The organism is Pseudomonas sp. TE3644, assembly GCF_056278815.1.
The window spans coordinates 2,793,256-2,809,624 of record NZ_JBWBQF010000001.1; the positions used below are offsets into that span (position 1 = coordinate 2,793,256).

The 16,369-nt window shown below is 63.5% G+C and carries 10 protein-coding genes; 5 read left to right on the top strand and 5 right to left on the bottom strand.

Annotated elements, in window-relative coordinates; genetic code table 11:
* Nucleotides 1-77: 77 nt before the first annotated feature.
* A complete protein-coding gene (locus ACZ9GA_RS12345; protein WP_457362405.1) occupies nucleotides 78-518 on the bottom strand; it encodes a MarR family winged helix-turn-helix transcriptional regulator in 441 nt (146 codons plus the stop codon).
* A 100-nt stretch (nucleotides 519-618) separates the two neighbouring features.
* Here ACZ9GA_RS12345 and aceE point away from each other — a divergent pair, with 100 nt between their 5' ends.
* Nucleotides 619-3,288, top strand: coding sequence for a pyruvate dehydrogenase (acetyl-transferring), homodimeric type (gene aceE / locus ACZ9GA_RS12350; RefSeq protein ID WP_457362404.1), 2,670 nt, complete (start codon nucleotides 619-621; stop codon nucleotides 3,286-3,288).
* 301 nt (nucleotides 3,289-3,589) lie between these two features.
* Here the strand turns inward: aceE and ACZ9GA_RS12355 are convergent, their stop codons facing one another.
* A complete protein-coding gene (locus ACZ9GA_RS12355) occupies nucleotides 3,590-5,794 on the bottom strand; it encodes a TonB-dependent receptor (RefSeq protein WP_457362403.1) in 2,205 nt (734 codons plus the stop codon).
* Nucleotides 5,795-6,043: 249 nt separating this feature from the next.
* On the opposite strand from ACZ9GA_RS12355, the gene ACZ9GA_RS12360 reads away from it, so the two are divergent.
* Both ACZ9GA_RS12360 and ACZ9GA_RS12365 read left to right on the top strand, forming a co-directional pair.
* The gene (locus ACZ9GA_RS12360) at nucleotides 6,044-8,296 is read left to right on the top strand and encodes a TonB-dependent receptor (protein ID WP_457362402.1); all 2,253 of its coding nucleotides are present in this window, start codon (nucleotides 6,044-6,046) and stop codon (nucleotides 8,294-8,296) included.
* Nucleotides 8,296-9,012, top strand: a complete 717-nt coding sequence (locus ACZ9GA_RS12365) for a tetratricopeptide repeat protein (protein WP_457362401.1) — start codon at nucleotides 8,296-8,298, stop codon at nucleotides 9,010-9,012. The genes ACZ9GA_RS12360 and ACZ9GA_RS12365 overlap by 1 nt, the downstream gene beginning before the upstream one ends.
* Before the next feature lie 248 nt (nucleotides 9,013-9,260).
* On the opposite strand, the gene ACZ9GA_RS12370 is transcribed toward ACZ9GA_RS12365, so the two are convergent.
* On the bottom strand, nucleotides 9,261-10,454 hold the full coding sequence (locus ACZ9GA_RS12370) for a pyridoxal phosphate-dependent aminotransferase (RefSeq protein ID WP_457362400.1): 1,194 nt from the start codon (nucleotides 10,452-10,454) through the stop codon (nucleotides 9,261-9,263).
* 57 nt (nucleotides 10,455-10,511) lie between these two features.
* Nucleotides 10,512-12,137 carry a methyl-accepting chemotaxis protein gene (locus ACZ9GA_RS12375; RefSeq protein ID WP_476226459.1) on the bottom strand — a complete coding sequence of 542 codons (1,626 nt, stop codon included), beginning with the start codon at nucleotides 12,135-12,137 and terminating at the stop codon, nucleotides 10,512-10,514.
* 378 nt (nucleotides 12,138-12,515) lie between these two features.
* On the opposite strand from ACZ9GA_RS12375, the gene ACZ9GA_RS12380 reads away from it, so the two are divergent.
* Nucleotides 12,516-12,776, top strand: coding sequence for a DUF1652 domain-containing protein (locus ACZ9GA_RS12380; protein ID WP_455921109.1), 261 nt, complete (start codon nucleotides 12,516-12,518; stop codon nucleotides 12,774-12,776).
* 138 nt (nucleotides 12,777-12,914) lie between these two features.
* Here ACZ9GA_RS12380 and ACZ9GA_RS12385 read toward each other — a convergent pair whose 3' ends face one another.
* Nucleotides 12,915-15,383 carry a UvrD-helicase domain-containing protein gene (locus ACZ9GA_RS12385; protein ID WP_457362399.1) on the bottom strand — a complete coding sequence of 823 codons (2,469 nt, stop codon included), beginning with the start codon at nucleotides 15,381-15,383 and terminating at the stop codon, nucleotides 12,915-12,917.
* A gap of 205 nt (nucleotides 15,384-15,588) precedes the next feature.
* Here ACZ9GA_RS12385 and ACZ9GA_RS12390 point away from each other — a divergent pair, with 205 nt between their 5' ends.
* Nucleotides 15,589-16,287, top strand: a complete 699-nt coding sequence (locus ACZ9GA_RS12390) for a pirin family protein (RefSeq protein WP_457362398.1) — start codon at nucleotides 15,589-15,591, stop codon at nucleotides 16,285-16,287.
* The last annotated feature ends 82 nt before the right edge of the window (nucleotides 16,288-16,369 follow it).

A 16,369-nucleotide genomic window follows, 5' to 3' on the forward strand; every position in this document is an offset into this window, starting at 1 on the left:
GAACGACGCCGTCGATCTGGCGGGCCTCTTCCCGAGCTTCGCCCGGTCCCACACATAGGAACTGGCCCAGGCTTCAATCATTCGCCATTAGCTGCCAACCGCGCCCGCTCCAGCGTCTCGGCAAACACCTGCGCCTGCCCCGCCTCGAACTGGCTCAGGAACAACTCCTTCACCGCCCCCTCGTACACCCCCCACATGCGCTTGCGCAGCGCGCGGCCCTTGTCGGTGATGCACGCCGTGGCCCCTCGCCCATCGCCCTCGGCGCGACGGCGCTGCACCAGCCCTTCAGCCTCCAGCCGGTCCACCAGGCGCGTCAGGTTATAGCGCTCGATCACCATCACGTCGGCCAATTCATGCATGCGCCGCGTGCCCTGGGGCCCGCTTTCAATGCCCCACAGGGCGTCGTACCAGGCGTACGCCGGCAACGCTTCAGCCGCCAACCGGCGCTCGATTTCACGGATCAGCGAGCGGTGCGCACGCACGAAGTTGAACCAAAGATCAGCTTGGCCCTGGGCCATGGGAGCTCCTGCCGTGGAATAAATGTAGTTGCAATTGTACGGCATCCGAGTCTAGATTCGGGACTGTAATTGCATTTGCAATCATATTTCAGGAGGAATGATGAACGAGCAATCGAGGTTTCTTGACCAGGACCCCCAGGAAACTCGCGAGTGGCTGGATTCCATGGAGTCAGTCATCGACGTCCAGGGCCGCAGCCGCGCCCACTACCTGATCGACCAGTTGCTGGACTTCGACGTGTCCCGCCACGGCGACTTTCACGGCCGCGTCAGCACCCCCTACGTCAACACCATCACCCCCGACCGCGAGAAACCTTACCCGGGCGACCTGGGCATCGAGAAACGCATCAACGCCCTGATCCGCTGGAACGCCCTGACCATGGTGCTGCGCGCCGGCAAACATTCGGGCGTGGGTGGCCACATCGCCAGCTATGCCTCGGCTGCGGTGCTGTATGACGTGGGCTTCGATCACTTTTTTCGCGGCCGCACCGACAGCTTCGCCGGCGACCTGGTGTACATCCAGGGCCACTCCTCGCCCGGCATCTACGGCCGCGCCTTCCTGGAGGGCCGCCTGAGCGAGGCGCAGCTGGACAACTTCCGCCGCGAAACCGACCGCGACGGCATCAGCTCCTACCCGCACCCACGGCTGATGCCCGAGTTCTGGCAGTTCCCCACGGTGTCCATGGGCCTGGGGCCGATCAGTGCGGCGTACCAGGCGCGTTTCATGCGCTACCTGGAAAACCGCAGCCTCAAGGAGCACCAGGGGCGCAAGGTCTGGGCCTTCCTGGGCGACGGCGAGATGGACCAGCCCGAGTCGCTGGCGGCCATCAGCCTGGCGGGGCGTGAGAAGCTCGACAACCTGATCTTCGTGGTCAACTGCAACCTGCAGCGCCTGGACGGGCCGGTGCGCGGCAACGCCAAGGTCATCCAGGAATTTGAAGCGCTGTACCGCGCTGCCGGCTGGAACGTCATCAAGGTGATCTGGGGCAGCGGCTGGGACCGGCTGCTGGACAAGGACCGCAGCGGCCTGCTGCGCCAGCGCATGATGGAGTGCGTGGACGGCGATTATCAGAACTACAAGTCGCAGAACGGCGCCTACGTGCGCGAGCATTTCTTCGGCAAGTACCCGCAGCTGCTGGAGCTGGTGGCGGACATGTCCGATGACGAGATCTGGAAGCTGTCGCGCGGCGGGCACGACCCGCTCAAGGTTTACAACGCCTACGCGGCGGCCATGCGCACCAGCGGCGCGCCCACGGTGATCCTGGCCAAGACGGTCAAGGGCTTCGGCATGGGCGAGGCCGGCGAAGGCCAGAACATCAATCATCAGCAGAAGAAGATGGGCTTCGACGCATTGAAGGCTTTCCGCGACCGCTTCCAGTTGAACCTCAGCGATGAACAGGTGGCCGAACTGCCCTACCTCAAGCCCGACGCCGACAGCCAGGAAGCCCGCTACCTGCAGGCCGCCCGCGCGCGGCTGGGCGGTTACGTGCCAGCGCGTCATGCCCAGGTTGCGCCTTTGGCCATCCCCCCGCTGTCAGCGCTGGCAGCGCAGCTCAAGGGCACCGGCGAGCGCGAGATTTCCACCACCATGGCCTTTGTGCGCATCCTCGGCACCCTGCTCAAGGACAAGGACATCGGCAAGCTGGTAGTGCCTATCGTGCCGGACGAATCGCGCACCTTCGGCATGGAGAGCCTGTTCCGCCAGATCGGCATTCACTCCCACGTGGGCCAGCTGTACACCCCGCAGGACGCCGGGCAGCTGAGTTACTACAAGGAAAGCAAGGACGGCCAAATCATGCAGGAGGGCCTGAACGAGTCCGGCGCCATGTCGTCATGGATCGCCGCCAGCACCTCGTACGCCAACCATGGCGTGGCCACATTGCCGTTCTACATCTACTACTCGATGTTCGGTTTCCAGCGCATCGGCGACCTGGCCTGGGCGGCCGGCGATGCGCGGGCCAAGGGCTTCCTGCTGGGCGCAACCTCCGGGCGTACCACGCTGATGGGCGAAGGCCTGCAGCATGACGACGGCCACAGCCATGTGCTGGCCTCGACCATCCCCTGCTGCGTGGCCTACGACCCGACCTATGCCTATGAACTGGCGGTGATCATCCAGGCCGGCATGCAGCGCATGTACGTGGACAACGAGGATGTGTACTACTACATCACCCTGCTCAACGAAAACTACCGGCAGCCGGACATGCCCGAGGGCGTGACCGAGGGCATTCTCAAAGGCCTGTACCCGCTGACCACCACCGCGGTGGAGCCGGGCCGGCCGCATGTGCAGTTGATGGGCTGTGGTTCGATCCTGCGTGAAGTGATCGCGGCTGGGGAAATATTGGCACGCGATTATGGTGTGAACAGTGATGTGTGGAGTGCCACTAGCTTCACGGAATTGCGCCGTGAGGGGCAGGCCGTGGAGCGTTGGAACCTGCTCAACCCGGGGCAGACGCCGCGTAGCTGTCACGTGGAGGATTGCCTGGCCGGGCGCCAGGGGCCGGTGGTGGTGGCTACCGATTACATGAAGATCTTCGCCGACCAGATCAGGCCGTTCGTGCACGGCCGCAGGTTGGTGGCGTTGGGCACGGACGGGTTCGGGCAGTCGGATACCCGCGAGGCGTTGCGCCGGCATTTCGAGGTGGACCGCCAGTTTGTCGTGCTGGCGGCGTTGAAGGCGTTGGCCGATGAGGGCGTGATTGAGCGTGGTGTGGTGGCGCAGGCCTTGGTCGATCTGCAGATCGACCCGGGCAAAACAGATCCTGCCACCGTGTAACTCTGTGGCGCCCTCGAGGGCCTCATCGCGAGCAAGCTTTGCCCCCACAGTGTACGCCTCGCCTCTGTAGCAGCTGCCGAAGGCTGCGTCACAGGCGACGCGGTGGGTCAGTAAGCGCGCGGCGCCTGTGACGCGACCTGACGGCCGCTGCTACAGGTTGCCCAGCACCATAGAATCTCCCACAGTGCAAGGCCTACCACCTATAGTTGGCTCAACACTGTGGGAGCAAAGCTTGCTCGCGAGAGGCCCTTGAGGCCTGCCACAAGTCAGCCCTGCTCCCACGATACTGGTCAGGCAGCGATCAGAAATCCACCGACGCCGACAGCTTCATCACCCGGGGCTCGCCCTGGGTCAGGTAGCCGCCCTGGGCCGAGGCCCAGTAGTCCTTGTTGAACACGTTTTCCACGGTGGCGCGCAGCACCACGTCGCGCTCGTCGACCTTGAAGCCGTAGCGGGCGCCCGCGTCGAAGCGGTTCCAGGTGGGCAGGCTGATGGTGTTGGCCGCGTCTGCATATTGGCCACCGGTACGCAGCATGCGGCCGTTCAGCGACACGCCTTCCAGGCCCGGTACGTCCCAGTCCACGCCGGCGTTGAGCTGGAAGGTAGGAACGCCGATGGCGCGGTTGCCGTCGTTGGTGCCGTTCTGGGTGTCTTCCACACGGGTCTTCATGACGGTGACGCCGCCCAGGATGCGCAGGCCCTTGACCGGCTCGCCGAAGGCATTGAACTCCACACCCTTGTTGATCTGGGTACCGTCCTGCACGTATAGGTTGTCACCGTTGACGTAGCCCGTGGTGGGTTTCTCCATACGGTAGACACCCAAAGTGGCACCGTAAGTACCCATGTCGACTTTAACCCCAGCTTCGACCTGCTTGGTGCGCCCCGGCGCGAAAGTCTGGCCGACATTGCTCGCGGTCGAGGAGGCAGTGTCGCCAGCCGCCAGTCCTTCGATGCGGTTGGCGTAGAACGACACATGCTCCCAGGGTTTGATGACTAGGCCGAAGACCGGCGTGGTAATCGTCTTCTCGTAGTTGGCATTGCGATCGCCAGAGTTGTAGTCATAACCCTCTACCACCAGTTGCTGGTGACGTAGCCCAGCGGTCACCAACACGCGATCATCCAGGAACCCAACCGTATCGGAAGCTGCCAGGCTGCGATTAAAGGTCTTCCCAGTGATACCCGGATCGCTCATGTCTCCGCCCGGGAAGGTATAAGTCGGCTTATCCGTAGCCACCGGGTGATAAAGGTTCGACGACTCCCCGGTCAGGTCAAAGTCATAGGCACTGCGCTGCTGCGCCCAGATATCAGCCATGCCGATATTCAACCGATGGCTGACAGCACCGGTCTGAAATTTGCCATTGAGCCCGGCCGAGAAGCTGGTGTTGTCCTCATCATGAGGAATCTCGGACCCGGTGACGGTGGCACCGCCAACATTGTCGGTCAGTGTCACCGAAGAATAACGGCCGTTCTCGCGGGTGTGCTTGTAGCCACCGGCGGCGTAGGCCGTCCAGTTGTCGCTCAGGTCGTACTCGCCACGCAGCATGCCGTAGGTATCCTCCAGCGAAGTATTGGCCCACTTGGCGTTGGCGTTGCTGGTCGAGGATGGCGCCTTCGGTGCCTTGGTGACATCGCCGCCCAGGAACACCGAGTTACGCCCACCGTCGATGTCTTCCTTCTGATAGCCCAGGTCGGCAGACAGGCGCAGCCGGTCACCGCGATAGTCCAGGCCTGCGGTAAACACCTGCTCCTTCTGGCTCTCGTGGTCCACGCCGGTGTTGCCGCTGCGCTGGCCGATATTGATGCGCGCGCCGAATTGATTGTCTTCACCGAAGCGCTGACCAATGTCCAGGTGCTCGCCCAAGCGACCGTTGTTGCTGATATCCGTGGTCACCCGGCGCAACGGCGTGTCATCTGCCCGCTTGGGTTGCAGGTTCACCGAACCGCCCAGGCCGGTGCCCGTTGGCGTAATGCCGTTGGTGAAGGCGCTCGGCCCGCGGAACACTTCCACCCGCTCGATGCCGTCGGTAGAGATGATCTGCCGCGGCAGCATGCCGTACAGGCCGTTGAAGGAAATGTCATCGGTGGCCAGCGGCAGGCCACGGATCATGAACACCTGGGACTGGTTGCCATAGCCCGAGGCCTGGCGCACCGAGGAGTCGTTGAGCAGCACGTCGCCGATGTTCTCGGCCTGCTGGTTCTCGATCAACTCGGAGGTGTAGGCAGTGCTGGTAAACGGCGTGTCCATGATGTCCTGGTTGCCCAGCACGCCCATCTGCATGCCCCGCGCCACCTGGCCGCCAGCGTAAGCCGTTGGCAGCGCAGGCGCGGCAGTCACCGACTGCGCAGAGATGTTCACGTCGCTCAACTGCAGGGTGCCATCACCCTGCTGTGCGGTCGCATCCTGCGAGTTGGTTTCAGTGGCCGCCTGCGCCGTCAGGGCCAGCGAGCACAGCAAGGCAAGCATCGTGGGCCGAAACGGAACGCGTGGGCAAACAGGTGGGTACATGGTCAATCCTGCACGGGAAGGGAATGGGGCGCTGCCCCTTGAAAGCACAATGCCTCCACCGCGAATGATAAGACCTACCATTTACAACTGCATGTCTACTGCGAATCGTTTCCAGTTACATGATTGATACAAACGCCGTTCAGGTAACAAAGCTGAGATTTTATTAACCATTCGTCGGGGGGAATTATTGCAAAATGTTATGAAAGCGAATCGTTGTTATTTACCATCACCTCCGCCCACGAGCCCTTCATGACCCGCACCCGCCCTTCCCACCCCCGCCTGGACATGTCCCTGGGCATGGCCGTCGCCACCCTGAGCAGCCTGACCTACGCCGCCGACGAGGTGCCGACCACCCTGCAACTGAACCAGACGGTGATCGAAGACACCCAGGACTCGCCCTACCAGACCGATAAACTGTCGGGCAGCAAGTTCACTGAAGCGCTGCGCGACACCCCGCAGAGCATCAGCGTGGTGCCCAAGCGCGTACTGGAAGAACAGAACGCCCAGGACCTGCAGGACGTGTTGCGCAACGTGCCCGGTATTACCTTCAACTCCGGCGAAGGCGGTGGCGGCGTAGGCGACAGCATCAACATTCGTGGTTTCAGCGCCGACGGCAACATCTACCGCGACGGCGTGCGCGACCCGGCCAAGTACACCCGTTCCGAGCTGTTCAACACCGAGCAGGTGGAAGTCATGAAGGGCTCCAGCAGCTCGGGCTGGGGCGTGGGCGCCATCGGCGGCGCCATCAACATGGTCACCAAGACCCCGGAGCTCAAGGACTTCGACACCCTGGACGTGGGCGTGGGCACGGCCAACTACAAGCGCAGCACCCTGGACATCAACCACACCCTCGACGGCCTGGGCGAAGGCGCCGCCTTCCGCCTCAACGTGGTGGGCTACAAGGGTGGCGAGAACGGCCGCGACTGGATTCAGCGTGAGCGCAACGGCTTTGCGCCATCGCTGTCGCTGGGGCTGGGCACCGACACCCGCGCCACCATTGCCTATGAATACATCCACGACAACGGCAACACCGACTACGGCATCCCCACGGTCGACGGCAGCTACGGCAGCAGCCCGCACCGCCTGGGCAGCTGGAGCAGCTACTGGGGCTGGCGCAACCTGGACAAGGAAAACAACGAGTCGCATCGCCTGAGCTTCAGGTTCGCTCACGACTTCAACGACAACGTTACCTTCGACAACCAGATGACGTACTTCCACCTGGACCACGATTACTTCGTGACCACGCCGGGCGGCACCTACCTGGGCGCCAACAGCCCCGCACCGGGCATCATGGCCTACAAGGGCGTGTACCGCCGCTACCTGAGCACACCGGGCCGCGACCAGACCAACGCCACCTGGAGCGACCAGAGCAACCTGACCTTCAAGTTCGACACCTTCGGCATTGGCCACACCCTGGTCACGGGCGTTGAGTACAGCAAGCAGACGCTGCAGGAGGACACCCTCAAGCTCACCGCCGCCGACGCAGCGACCATGACCGAGCTGACCGCCGACAGCAACAGCTGGTCCAAGTACCCGTACTCGGCCAACAGCTACACCAGTGCCTCGGTCTCGGCCGAACAGCTGGACACTGCGTTCTACCTGCTCGACACGCTGACCTTCAACGACCACTGGCAACTGCACCTGGCCGGCCGCCAGGACCACTACGATTCACGCATCACCAGCAACTGGTCGCGCAGCAGCCAGACTGCCGCGTGGGTGGACGGCGGCGACTCGTCCGAGTCGGACAAGCTCAACAGCGTGCACACCGCCCTGGTGTACAAGCCAGTGGAAGAAGGCAGTATCTACCTCAGCTACGCCAACGCGCGCCAGCCCAGCAGCCTGACCGCCATCGCGCAGACCGGCACCAGCACCGGCGACAGCACCCAGCACGGCAAGACCGTGGAGCTGGGCACCAAGTGGGACCTGTTCAACGAAAACCTGAGCCTGACCGCTGCACTGTACGAAACCAAGCGCAACCTGACCTACACCGACGACGACACCGGCGCCACCCTCAACGTGGGCGGCGAGCAGCGCGTGCGCGGCCTGGAGCTGGGCGTGGCGGGCAACATCAACCGCTACTGGTCGATCTACGGCGGTTATGCCTACCAGGACAGCAAAACCCTGAAGGCGGCCAACGCCACGTCCGAGGATGACGTGGGCATCGCCAACACGCCCAAGCACACCATCAGCCTGTGGAACACCTGGAAACTGCCGGGCGACAACACCTTCAGCTACGGCGTGCGCTACGAGGACACCGTGGACATCTACCAGGGGACTGGCACCGGCGCCGACTCGGCCACCACGGCGAAGAGCAAGACCACCCTGCCCGACTACGTGGTCCACGACATGGCCTTCACCCACGCCATCAACAAGAACATCGATGTGCGCCTGAACGTCACCAACCTCTTCAACAAGCGTTACTACACCGAGTACAACGGCCGTGGCTACGGCTTGCCGGGCGACGGTCGCGGTGCCACGGTGACCGCCGAGTACCGCTTCTGATGCTGACCGACCCGGTGCTGCGCCTGGGCGTGCAGGATCGCACCGCGGTGACCCGCCTGCTGCTGGACCAGGCAGCGGCGGGCAACGTGGAGGCCCAGGCGCGCCTGGGCCAGGTGCTGCTGGACGGCCATGGCATCGAACGCGATGCGGCGCTGGCCTTGCGCTGGTTCGGCATCGCCGCCGCTGCCGGGCACCTGGCGGCGCTGAACATGCTGGGCCGTTGCCGGGAGCTGGGTTGGGGCTGTAAGCCTGACCTGGCCATGGCGGCGCGGCATTACCGGGCCTGTGCCGAGCGCGGGCTGGACTGGGGGCAGTACAACTACGCCAACCTGCTCAGCCAGGGCCGCGGCGTGGCCAAAGACATGCCGGCGGCGCTGGGCTGGTACCAGCGTGCGGCCGACACTGGGCATGCCAAGGCCATGAACCTGGTGGGGCGTTTTCACGAGGAAGGCTGGGTGGTGGAGCAAGACCTGGACGCGGCCTTCAGCTGGTTCCAGCGCTCGGCCCTGGCGGGGGATTTTCGTGGGCAGTGCAGTTATGCGTCTATGCTGGTGCGTCGCGGGCGGCTGCAGGAGGCCGCGAGCTGGGTGCACCGGGCTACCCGCACCGCCACACCGGCGTTCCTGGTGAAAATGCGTGAAGCACTGGCGGCATTGCCCGAGGCGATCTTTGCCCCCGTTATTGCGGCCATCGATCAGAAGCTGGCCGAGGCCTGATACACCGCGTCGTCTTCATCGCGAGCAAGCTTTGCTCCCACAGTGTACGCCGCACCCCTGTAGCAGCTGCCGAAGGCTGCGTCACAGGCGGCGCGGTGGATCAGACAGTGCGCGGCGTCAGCGACGCGGCCTGACGGCCGCTGCTACAGGTTGCCCAGCACCATAGAATCTCCCACAGTGTCGCGCCAACCACCGGTGCAAGGACTTGCACAGTGGGAGCAAAGCTTGCTCGCGAGAGGCCAGCGGCCTCACCGCACTACCGGCTGTTGCTCCAGAACCCAGGCAGCACAACGAGCAATCCGCCGGCAAGCTTCCTCCAGCCGATCCGCACTCTGCACCAACCCCATCCGCACATGACCCGCCGCACTCGGCCCGAACGCCTCACCCGCCAACACCGCCACCCCATGCTCATCCAGCAAGCGATCGGCAAACGCCTGGGCGCTGAGTCCGGTCTCGCGGATGTCGACCATCACGAACATGCCGCCATCAGGCTTGACCACCCTCACCCCCGGGCAATCGCGCAACGCGGCGCACACCCGGTCACGCCGCTCGCGGTAGGTGGCTTTCATGGCCGTCAGCTCCGGCAACGGCGCCTCGATGGCCACCTGGGCGGCGTGCTGCACGAAATCCGGCAACCCGTACAACATGCACAGCGCCAGATGATTCAGGTGACTGGCCAATTCCACCGGCGCCACCACCCAGCCCACCCGCCAACCGGTCATGGCGTGGGACTTGGACAGACTGTTGATGGTCGCCGTGCGCTCGGCCATGCCCGGCAGGCTGGCGGGGCTGATGTGCTCGCCGTCGTACAGCATCTCGCTGTACACCTCATCGCTGATCAGCCACAGGTCATGCTCGATGCACAACTGTGCCACGGCCTGCCAGGTAGCCCGGGGGATGCTGGCACCGGTGGGGTTGTGGGGACTGTTGAGCATGACCGCGCGGGTACGCGGACCGATACGGCCCGCCAGGTCGGCCGCCTGCAGCGTAAAGCCGTGCTCCGGGCGCAAGGGCACCGGCACCACGGTGGCCCCGCAGGCGCCGAACACGGCTTCGTAAGTGACATACATGGGCTCGGCCACCAGCACTTCATCACCGGCTTGCAGCAGGCACTGGGCCACGCTGAACACCGCACACTGGGCGCCGGGCAGCACCACCACTTCGTCAGCATCGACGTGGCGGCCACTGGCCTGGCCGTGATGACGGGCGATGGCCTGGCGCAGCGCCAGGTTGCCGCGTACTTCGGAATAGTGGGTATGGCCGGCGCGCAGGCTGTGCACCGCGGCCTCGACAATGGGCGACGGGGTATCGAAGTCCGGATCGCCCACCGAGAGCAGGATCACGTCCTGCCCCTGTTCGATCAGGCGCAGGGCGCGGTAATGAATGTGCCAGGCGTCGGCGCCGTCGCCGGCAATGCGTTGGGTCAGGGCGGAATAACGCATGCATGTATCCTTTATGCAAGGTCGCGGGCCCTGACCCTATCACCGCCGCACGTACAGTTAAATCACAAAACGCGACACCATGCCGCTCAGGCCCACGGCCAGGCGCGACAGTTCGTGGCTGGCGGCGCTGGTCTGGTGCGCACCGGCGGCGGACTGGTTGGCCAGGTCACGGATATTGACCAGGTTGCGGTCCACTTCGCGGGCCACCTGAGCCTGTTCTTCCGAGGCGCTGGCGATGACCAGGTTGCGCTCGTTGATCAGCGAGATCGATTCGGTGATTTGCTGCAGGGCGGTGCCAGCCTGACGGGCCATGTCCAGGGTGGACTGGCTGCGGTGGCTGCTCTGCTGCATCGACTGCACCGCCTCGCCAGTACCGCTCTGGATGCCGTTGACCATCTGCTCGATCTCGCGGGTCGACTGCTGGGTACGATGGGCCAAGGCCCGCACCTCGTCCGCCACCACAGCAAAACCACGCCCGGCCTCACCGGCACGGGCCGCTTCAATAGCCGCGTTCAGGGCCAGCAGGTTGGTCTGCTCGGCGATGGCGCGGATCACGTCCAGCACCTGGCCGATGTCACGGCCCTGGGCGGCCAGGCCTTCGATCAGCACCGACGTCTGCTGCACATCCTGAGTCATGTGCTGGATGGCGCCCACGGTTTCGCTGACGCGGTCGCGGCCTTGCAGCGCCACCTGGTTGGACTCCTGCGACGCTTGGGAGGTGGACACGGCGTTGCGCGCCACCTCCTCCACCGCTGCCGTCATTTCATTCACCGCCGTGGCGGCCTGCTCGATTTCCTGGTTCTGCGCCAGCAGGCCCTTGGAGGCTTCTTCGGTGACCGCGCTCAGTTCCTCGGCGGCCGAGGCCAATTGCGTGGCGGAGCCGGCGATCTGTTCGATGGTCTGGCGCAGATTGCCCTGCATCTGGCCCAGGGCCTTGAGCAGTTGCGCCGGCTCGTCGCTGCCGTCGACCACAATCGCCTGGGTCAGGTTGCCGGCCGCAATGGTCTGGGCGGCTTTCACGGCAATGTTCAGCGGGTTGACGATGCTGCGGGTCAGCAACCAGGCCAGCAGCACGGTCATCAGGCAGGCGATGACCGAGACGATGATCACGCACCAGTTGGCCAGGCTGTATTGAGCAGCGGCCTCTTCGCCGGCCGCCTTGGCGCCGGCCTGGTTGATGGCCACCAGCCGGTTGAGCTGGTCACCCATCTTGTCGGAGCCGTCCTTGATACCGGTGTTGAGCAAGGTGCGCATGTCTTCCAGCTTGTTTTGGTGCGACAGGTCTTGCAGGCGGCTTTGCAGCTGCAGGTAGGTGTTGAGCGAACTTTCAAACTCGCGGTACAGCGCCTGCTCTTCCGGGCCGGCGGGCAATATGGCGTAGTTGTGCTGCGCCAGTTTGAGTTTGTCCACCAGCACGCCAATACGGGTGTCGGTATCGGTGATCATTTCCGGTTCGCGATTGACCAGAAGACGGAAAGAAGTCACGCGCAAACGTACAACACCTTCCACCATATTGCCCAGGAAGCTGACGCTGGGCAGTTGCACCGTCTGCATATCGATCGACGCCTGGCGAATTTGCGCCATGCGGTTGGAGGCAAAAATGCCCAGTGCCACCACCAGCAAGGCGATGAAGGCGAAACCCAGGAACGCACGGGGCGCGATATTCATATTTCGTAGGGACATGGATTAACTCTCGCAGGCAGGGGAGACACGGCATCCATGCTTTCTAATCACGCAATAGGCTCGCGTGGTGAACAGTGGCGTGCCTTACCAGAGCTATCGGCAGAACGTTAGAAAAATGAGGGGCTTATTTGAAATAAACAGAACTTTCTTTAACGGGTTAGTCCAGGTTATTCAGGTGAAACGTTTGCGCGGAAAACATGGCAATGTAATACCACCGCCATTTGTCGGTAATTTTATGACCTGCATCAAGAAATTCGCCTTAAGAGGAATTTTCATTTAAAAAAGTTCCATGTCAGCCCTCCCCCAATGCTACTTTTACAGTCTCGAAACGGTGGGGCACCGCCCCCCGGCCAAGCTGCACGATGCAGAGGTGGCACAATGAATAAAATGACTTTCCCCAACGCCTGCCAGGTGATGCGTTGGCATTTTCACCCCATGGGGTTCGAGGGCAGCATGGACGCGCCCAGCAGCATGGTGGCGCGCCTGTTTGACCGGGCCAGTGGCGAGACCTTGATCGCCATCGCCGGTATCCCCTGCGCCACGGTCATGAATGCGGCGGATGTGGAGCGCATCATCGAAGCGGTGGAAGCGGAGCTGGAGGCGTTCGTGCCACCGCATTCGTTGTCGGCGTTTGGTTGAGCTCCGCAACCTGTAGCAGCGGCCGGAGGTCGCGTCATAGACACCGCGCACTGGCTGATCCACCGCACCGCCTGTGACGCAGCCTTCGGCAGCTGCTACAAAGGCAGGCTCCCACAGTGCATGCCCGAATGGCCCCCGTCAGAGTGACTTGCTGGCTCGCAGGTCTTCGAAGAAGGGCTTGTCGCCGGCGACGTTGTCCGAGGCGCGTGGCAGCACGGCGGTGTCCTTGGTGGCCGGCTCCACGTACCAGTAGCAATGGCTCACCGCTCGGGTCAACGCCACATACGCCAGGCGCAGGGTTTCATCCTGCTGCGCCTTGTCATAGGCCTCGGCCTCTCCCGCCTTGCCCAGCCCTGCCACGCGATACACCTGGTTCTTGTACGGCGACCGGGTGACGTGCTGGCAATCGCCCAGCAAAAACACCGCATCGGCCTGCAAGCCCTTGGCACTGTGATAGGTCAGCTGCTTGATCTGCCGCTCACCGGCCGGCCTTGCCTGGTCGCGCGCCAACAGGGGCACCAGGTGCTGGGCAGCACTGGCCCGGTCGCTGCCCTTGCGGAACAGCAGCAGGATTGAATCCCCCCGGTCATAGTGCTCGGCCACGGTCAGGGCCATGGTTTCGTCGTCCCGGTCCAGCACCCGCACCGGCGTCAGCGCTTCAGGCTGCGGGCCGGCCGCCCTCGCCTTCTTGCCGGCAATGGCCGGGGCATTGCGCACCAGGTGCTCGGCGGCGTCGATGATGTGCTGGTGGCTGCGGAAGTTGTCGGCCAGCATCACCCGGGTGGTGGCCGGTGACGGGAACTGCTTGGCGAACTCCATGAAATACTTGGGCGAGCTGCCGCGCCACCCGTAGATCGACTGCCAGTCATCGCCCACGCACAGCAACGACGAATGCTGAGCCACACGCCCCACTGACAGCTGCGGCCCGCGGCTGCGGATTTCCCGCAGGGTGGCGCGCAGCCACGAGACGATCTGTGGCGACACGTCCTGGAACTCGTCGATCATCAGGTGCGACAGCGGCCGCAGCATCTCATCGCCCAGCTGGCGCAGGTTCTCGGGGTTGTTTTCGCCGAACAGGGCGAACATGCGGTTGTAGGTCATGACCGGTGGCGACTGCGCAAGCAGATGCGCCTCGAAGGCTTTCCAGTACAGGCTCAGGGCTTCGAAGAACAGGCGATCGGTGTCGTCGCTGGGGAAGCTCATCTGGTTGACGGCAGCGGTCACGTCCAGCCCCAGGTTTTCGATAAAACCCGCCGCGCCAATAAAGCAGTCCAGCAGCGGCGCCGATACCAGCTCACCCTTGACCTTGTAATCGAAGCCCGGCCCCGCCACCGCATCGGCGGCCAGCGAGCCCAACAGCCGCCGGGCCTGGGCGTAGTTTTCCAGCCAGATCACCGGTTTGGCACAGAAGGCCTGGAACAGCGTGCGCTTGATCACCCACTCGGCCCACACCGGCAGCTTGGCGCCGGGGCGTTTCATCTGCTGGTCCTGGGACGGGTCGAACCCCAGCACCACCCAGGCGTCCATCTCGGGGATGTAGCCGTGGAAGTGGAAGCGACTACCGTTGATGTCCACGGTTTCGCGGCTGGGCTCGATGCCCTTGATCGGCCAGGCGCCGGCGTTGAACCACAGGTCTTCGATCACATCGCACAGCTCTTCGTCACGACGCGACGACAGCTCGGTCACCGCCACGCGCTTCTGCACGTCCGGGTGGTCGCGGTCGAGCTCCTTGAGTTGCAGGGCCTGGCGGCGCAGTTGGCCGATCAGTTCGGCGAAGCGCTCGCTGGACTGCATCAGGTCGCGGTACGCCAAGTTCATCTGTTGGCGCTGGGCGTCATTGAGGCGCAGGTCGAAGGGGTTGCTGTCGGCGTCCTCCTCGGCACCCGGCAACGGTGTCTGGTTGCTGAGGTTCTCGAACGCACGCAACTGGCCGAACCCCGGCAGGCTGCGCACCAGCGGCAGGATGCGCGAGTGGAAGGTGCGCACCACTTCGCGCACTTGCTTACCGGTGAGCTGATAGCCCCATAGGCCAAACACGTGCAGCACTTTATTGATGAAGTCCTTGCGCGACTCTCGCGTGAACGTGACCACAGTCAGCGCATCCAGCTCCATGCCCAGGTAGTGATGCAGCACCAGCATGCGCAGCACCAGCGAGGTGGACTTGCCCGCACCGGCGCCGGCGATGACACACGTGGACGGTGTGTCGCTGAATATCAGCTTCCATTGCGCCGTACTGGGCTGGGCGCTTTCGGGCAGGCGCTGGGCGACGTCGGCCTTGATGCGTTTTTTCAGCTCTGCGGTCAGGCCCAGCTTCCAGGCATCGAACAGGTAGTCGTCCACCCCTGGCACGCCGTGCTCGTCGGGGCGGGTGTCGCGAATCACCAGCACCTGCTGGCCTTCCTCGAAACCTTCCACCCGCCCACGCTCGTAGCCCTCACGCAGCCCTTCGCCATGGCCACTGCGCTGGCCGGCCACGTGGCCGTGGAACCAGGAGTCACGATGCTGAGCGCTGAGACGGCTCAAGCCACGCCCCAGCAGGCGCGCCACCAGGCGCTTGAGCAGTGGCAATTGGGCGGGTGGGACAAGTTCAGCGGGGAGTTCGGACACGCGGGCACCAGGGTGGAAATGACAGGTACTGACACTGCCAGCCAAAGCGTGAGGAATCAAGCATTTACGTACTTGTAGCCTGGCGGCAGCGGCTACAACTAATCGAATTAGTTGATTGGAATCGTGAAGTTTTTACGCTTTTTTTCGATGTGTGAAAGCGGGACACTAGCTCCGTGATTCAAATCTTCCATTTAAGGAGTGCACCATGATCCAGCTCAGACCTTTCGCATCCTTGGGTGGCGCCAACCACGGATGGCTCGACGCCCATCACCATTTCTCGTTCGCCGAGTACCATGACCCCAGCCGCATGAACTGGGGCAATCTGCGGGTGTGGAACGATGACGTGATCGCCCCCGGCACCGGTTTTCCGCAGCACCCACACCGCGACATGGAAATCATCACTTATGTCCGCGAAGGCGCCATCACCCACCAGGACAGCCTGGGCAACAAAGGCCGTACCGAAGCGGGTGACGTACAAGTGATGAGCGCCGGCAGCGGCATCGTCCACAGTGAGTACAACCTGGAAAAAGGCGCCACGCGCATCTTCCAGATCTGGATTATCCCGGACAAACGCGGTGAAGCGCCGTCGTGGGGCGCCCGTCCGTTCCCCAAAGGCGAACGTGGCGAAGGCTTCGTGACCCTGGCCAGCGGCCGTGCCAATGACGACGTCAGCCTGCGCATCCGTGCTGATGGGCGCCTGGTGGCGGCAACACTGAAAGCCGGTGAAACCGCCGAGTACGTGCTGGATGAAGGCCGCAAGGCATATCTGGTACCGGCCACGGGTGTGATCGAAGTCAACGGCGTGCGCGCTGTGGCACGCGATGGCGTGGCGGTGGCGGAAGAGCGTGTGCTGCGGGTTACGGCGATTGAAGAAGCCGAGATTGTGTTGGTGGATGTGGCCTGAATGGAAAAGCCCCGGCAGTGATGCTGGGGCTTTTTTTGTGTCGCCTGTTTCCCGAGCTTTGCTCGGTCCCACACCTTTCGCG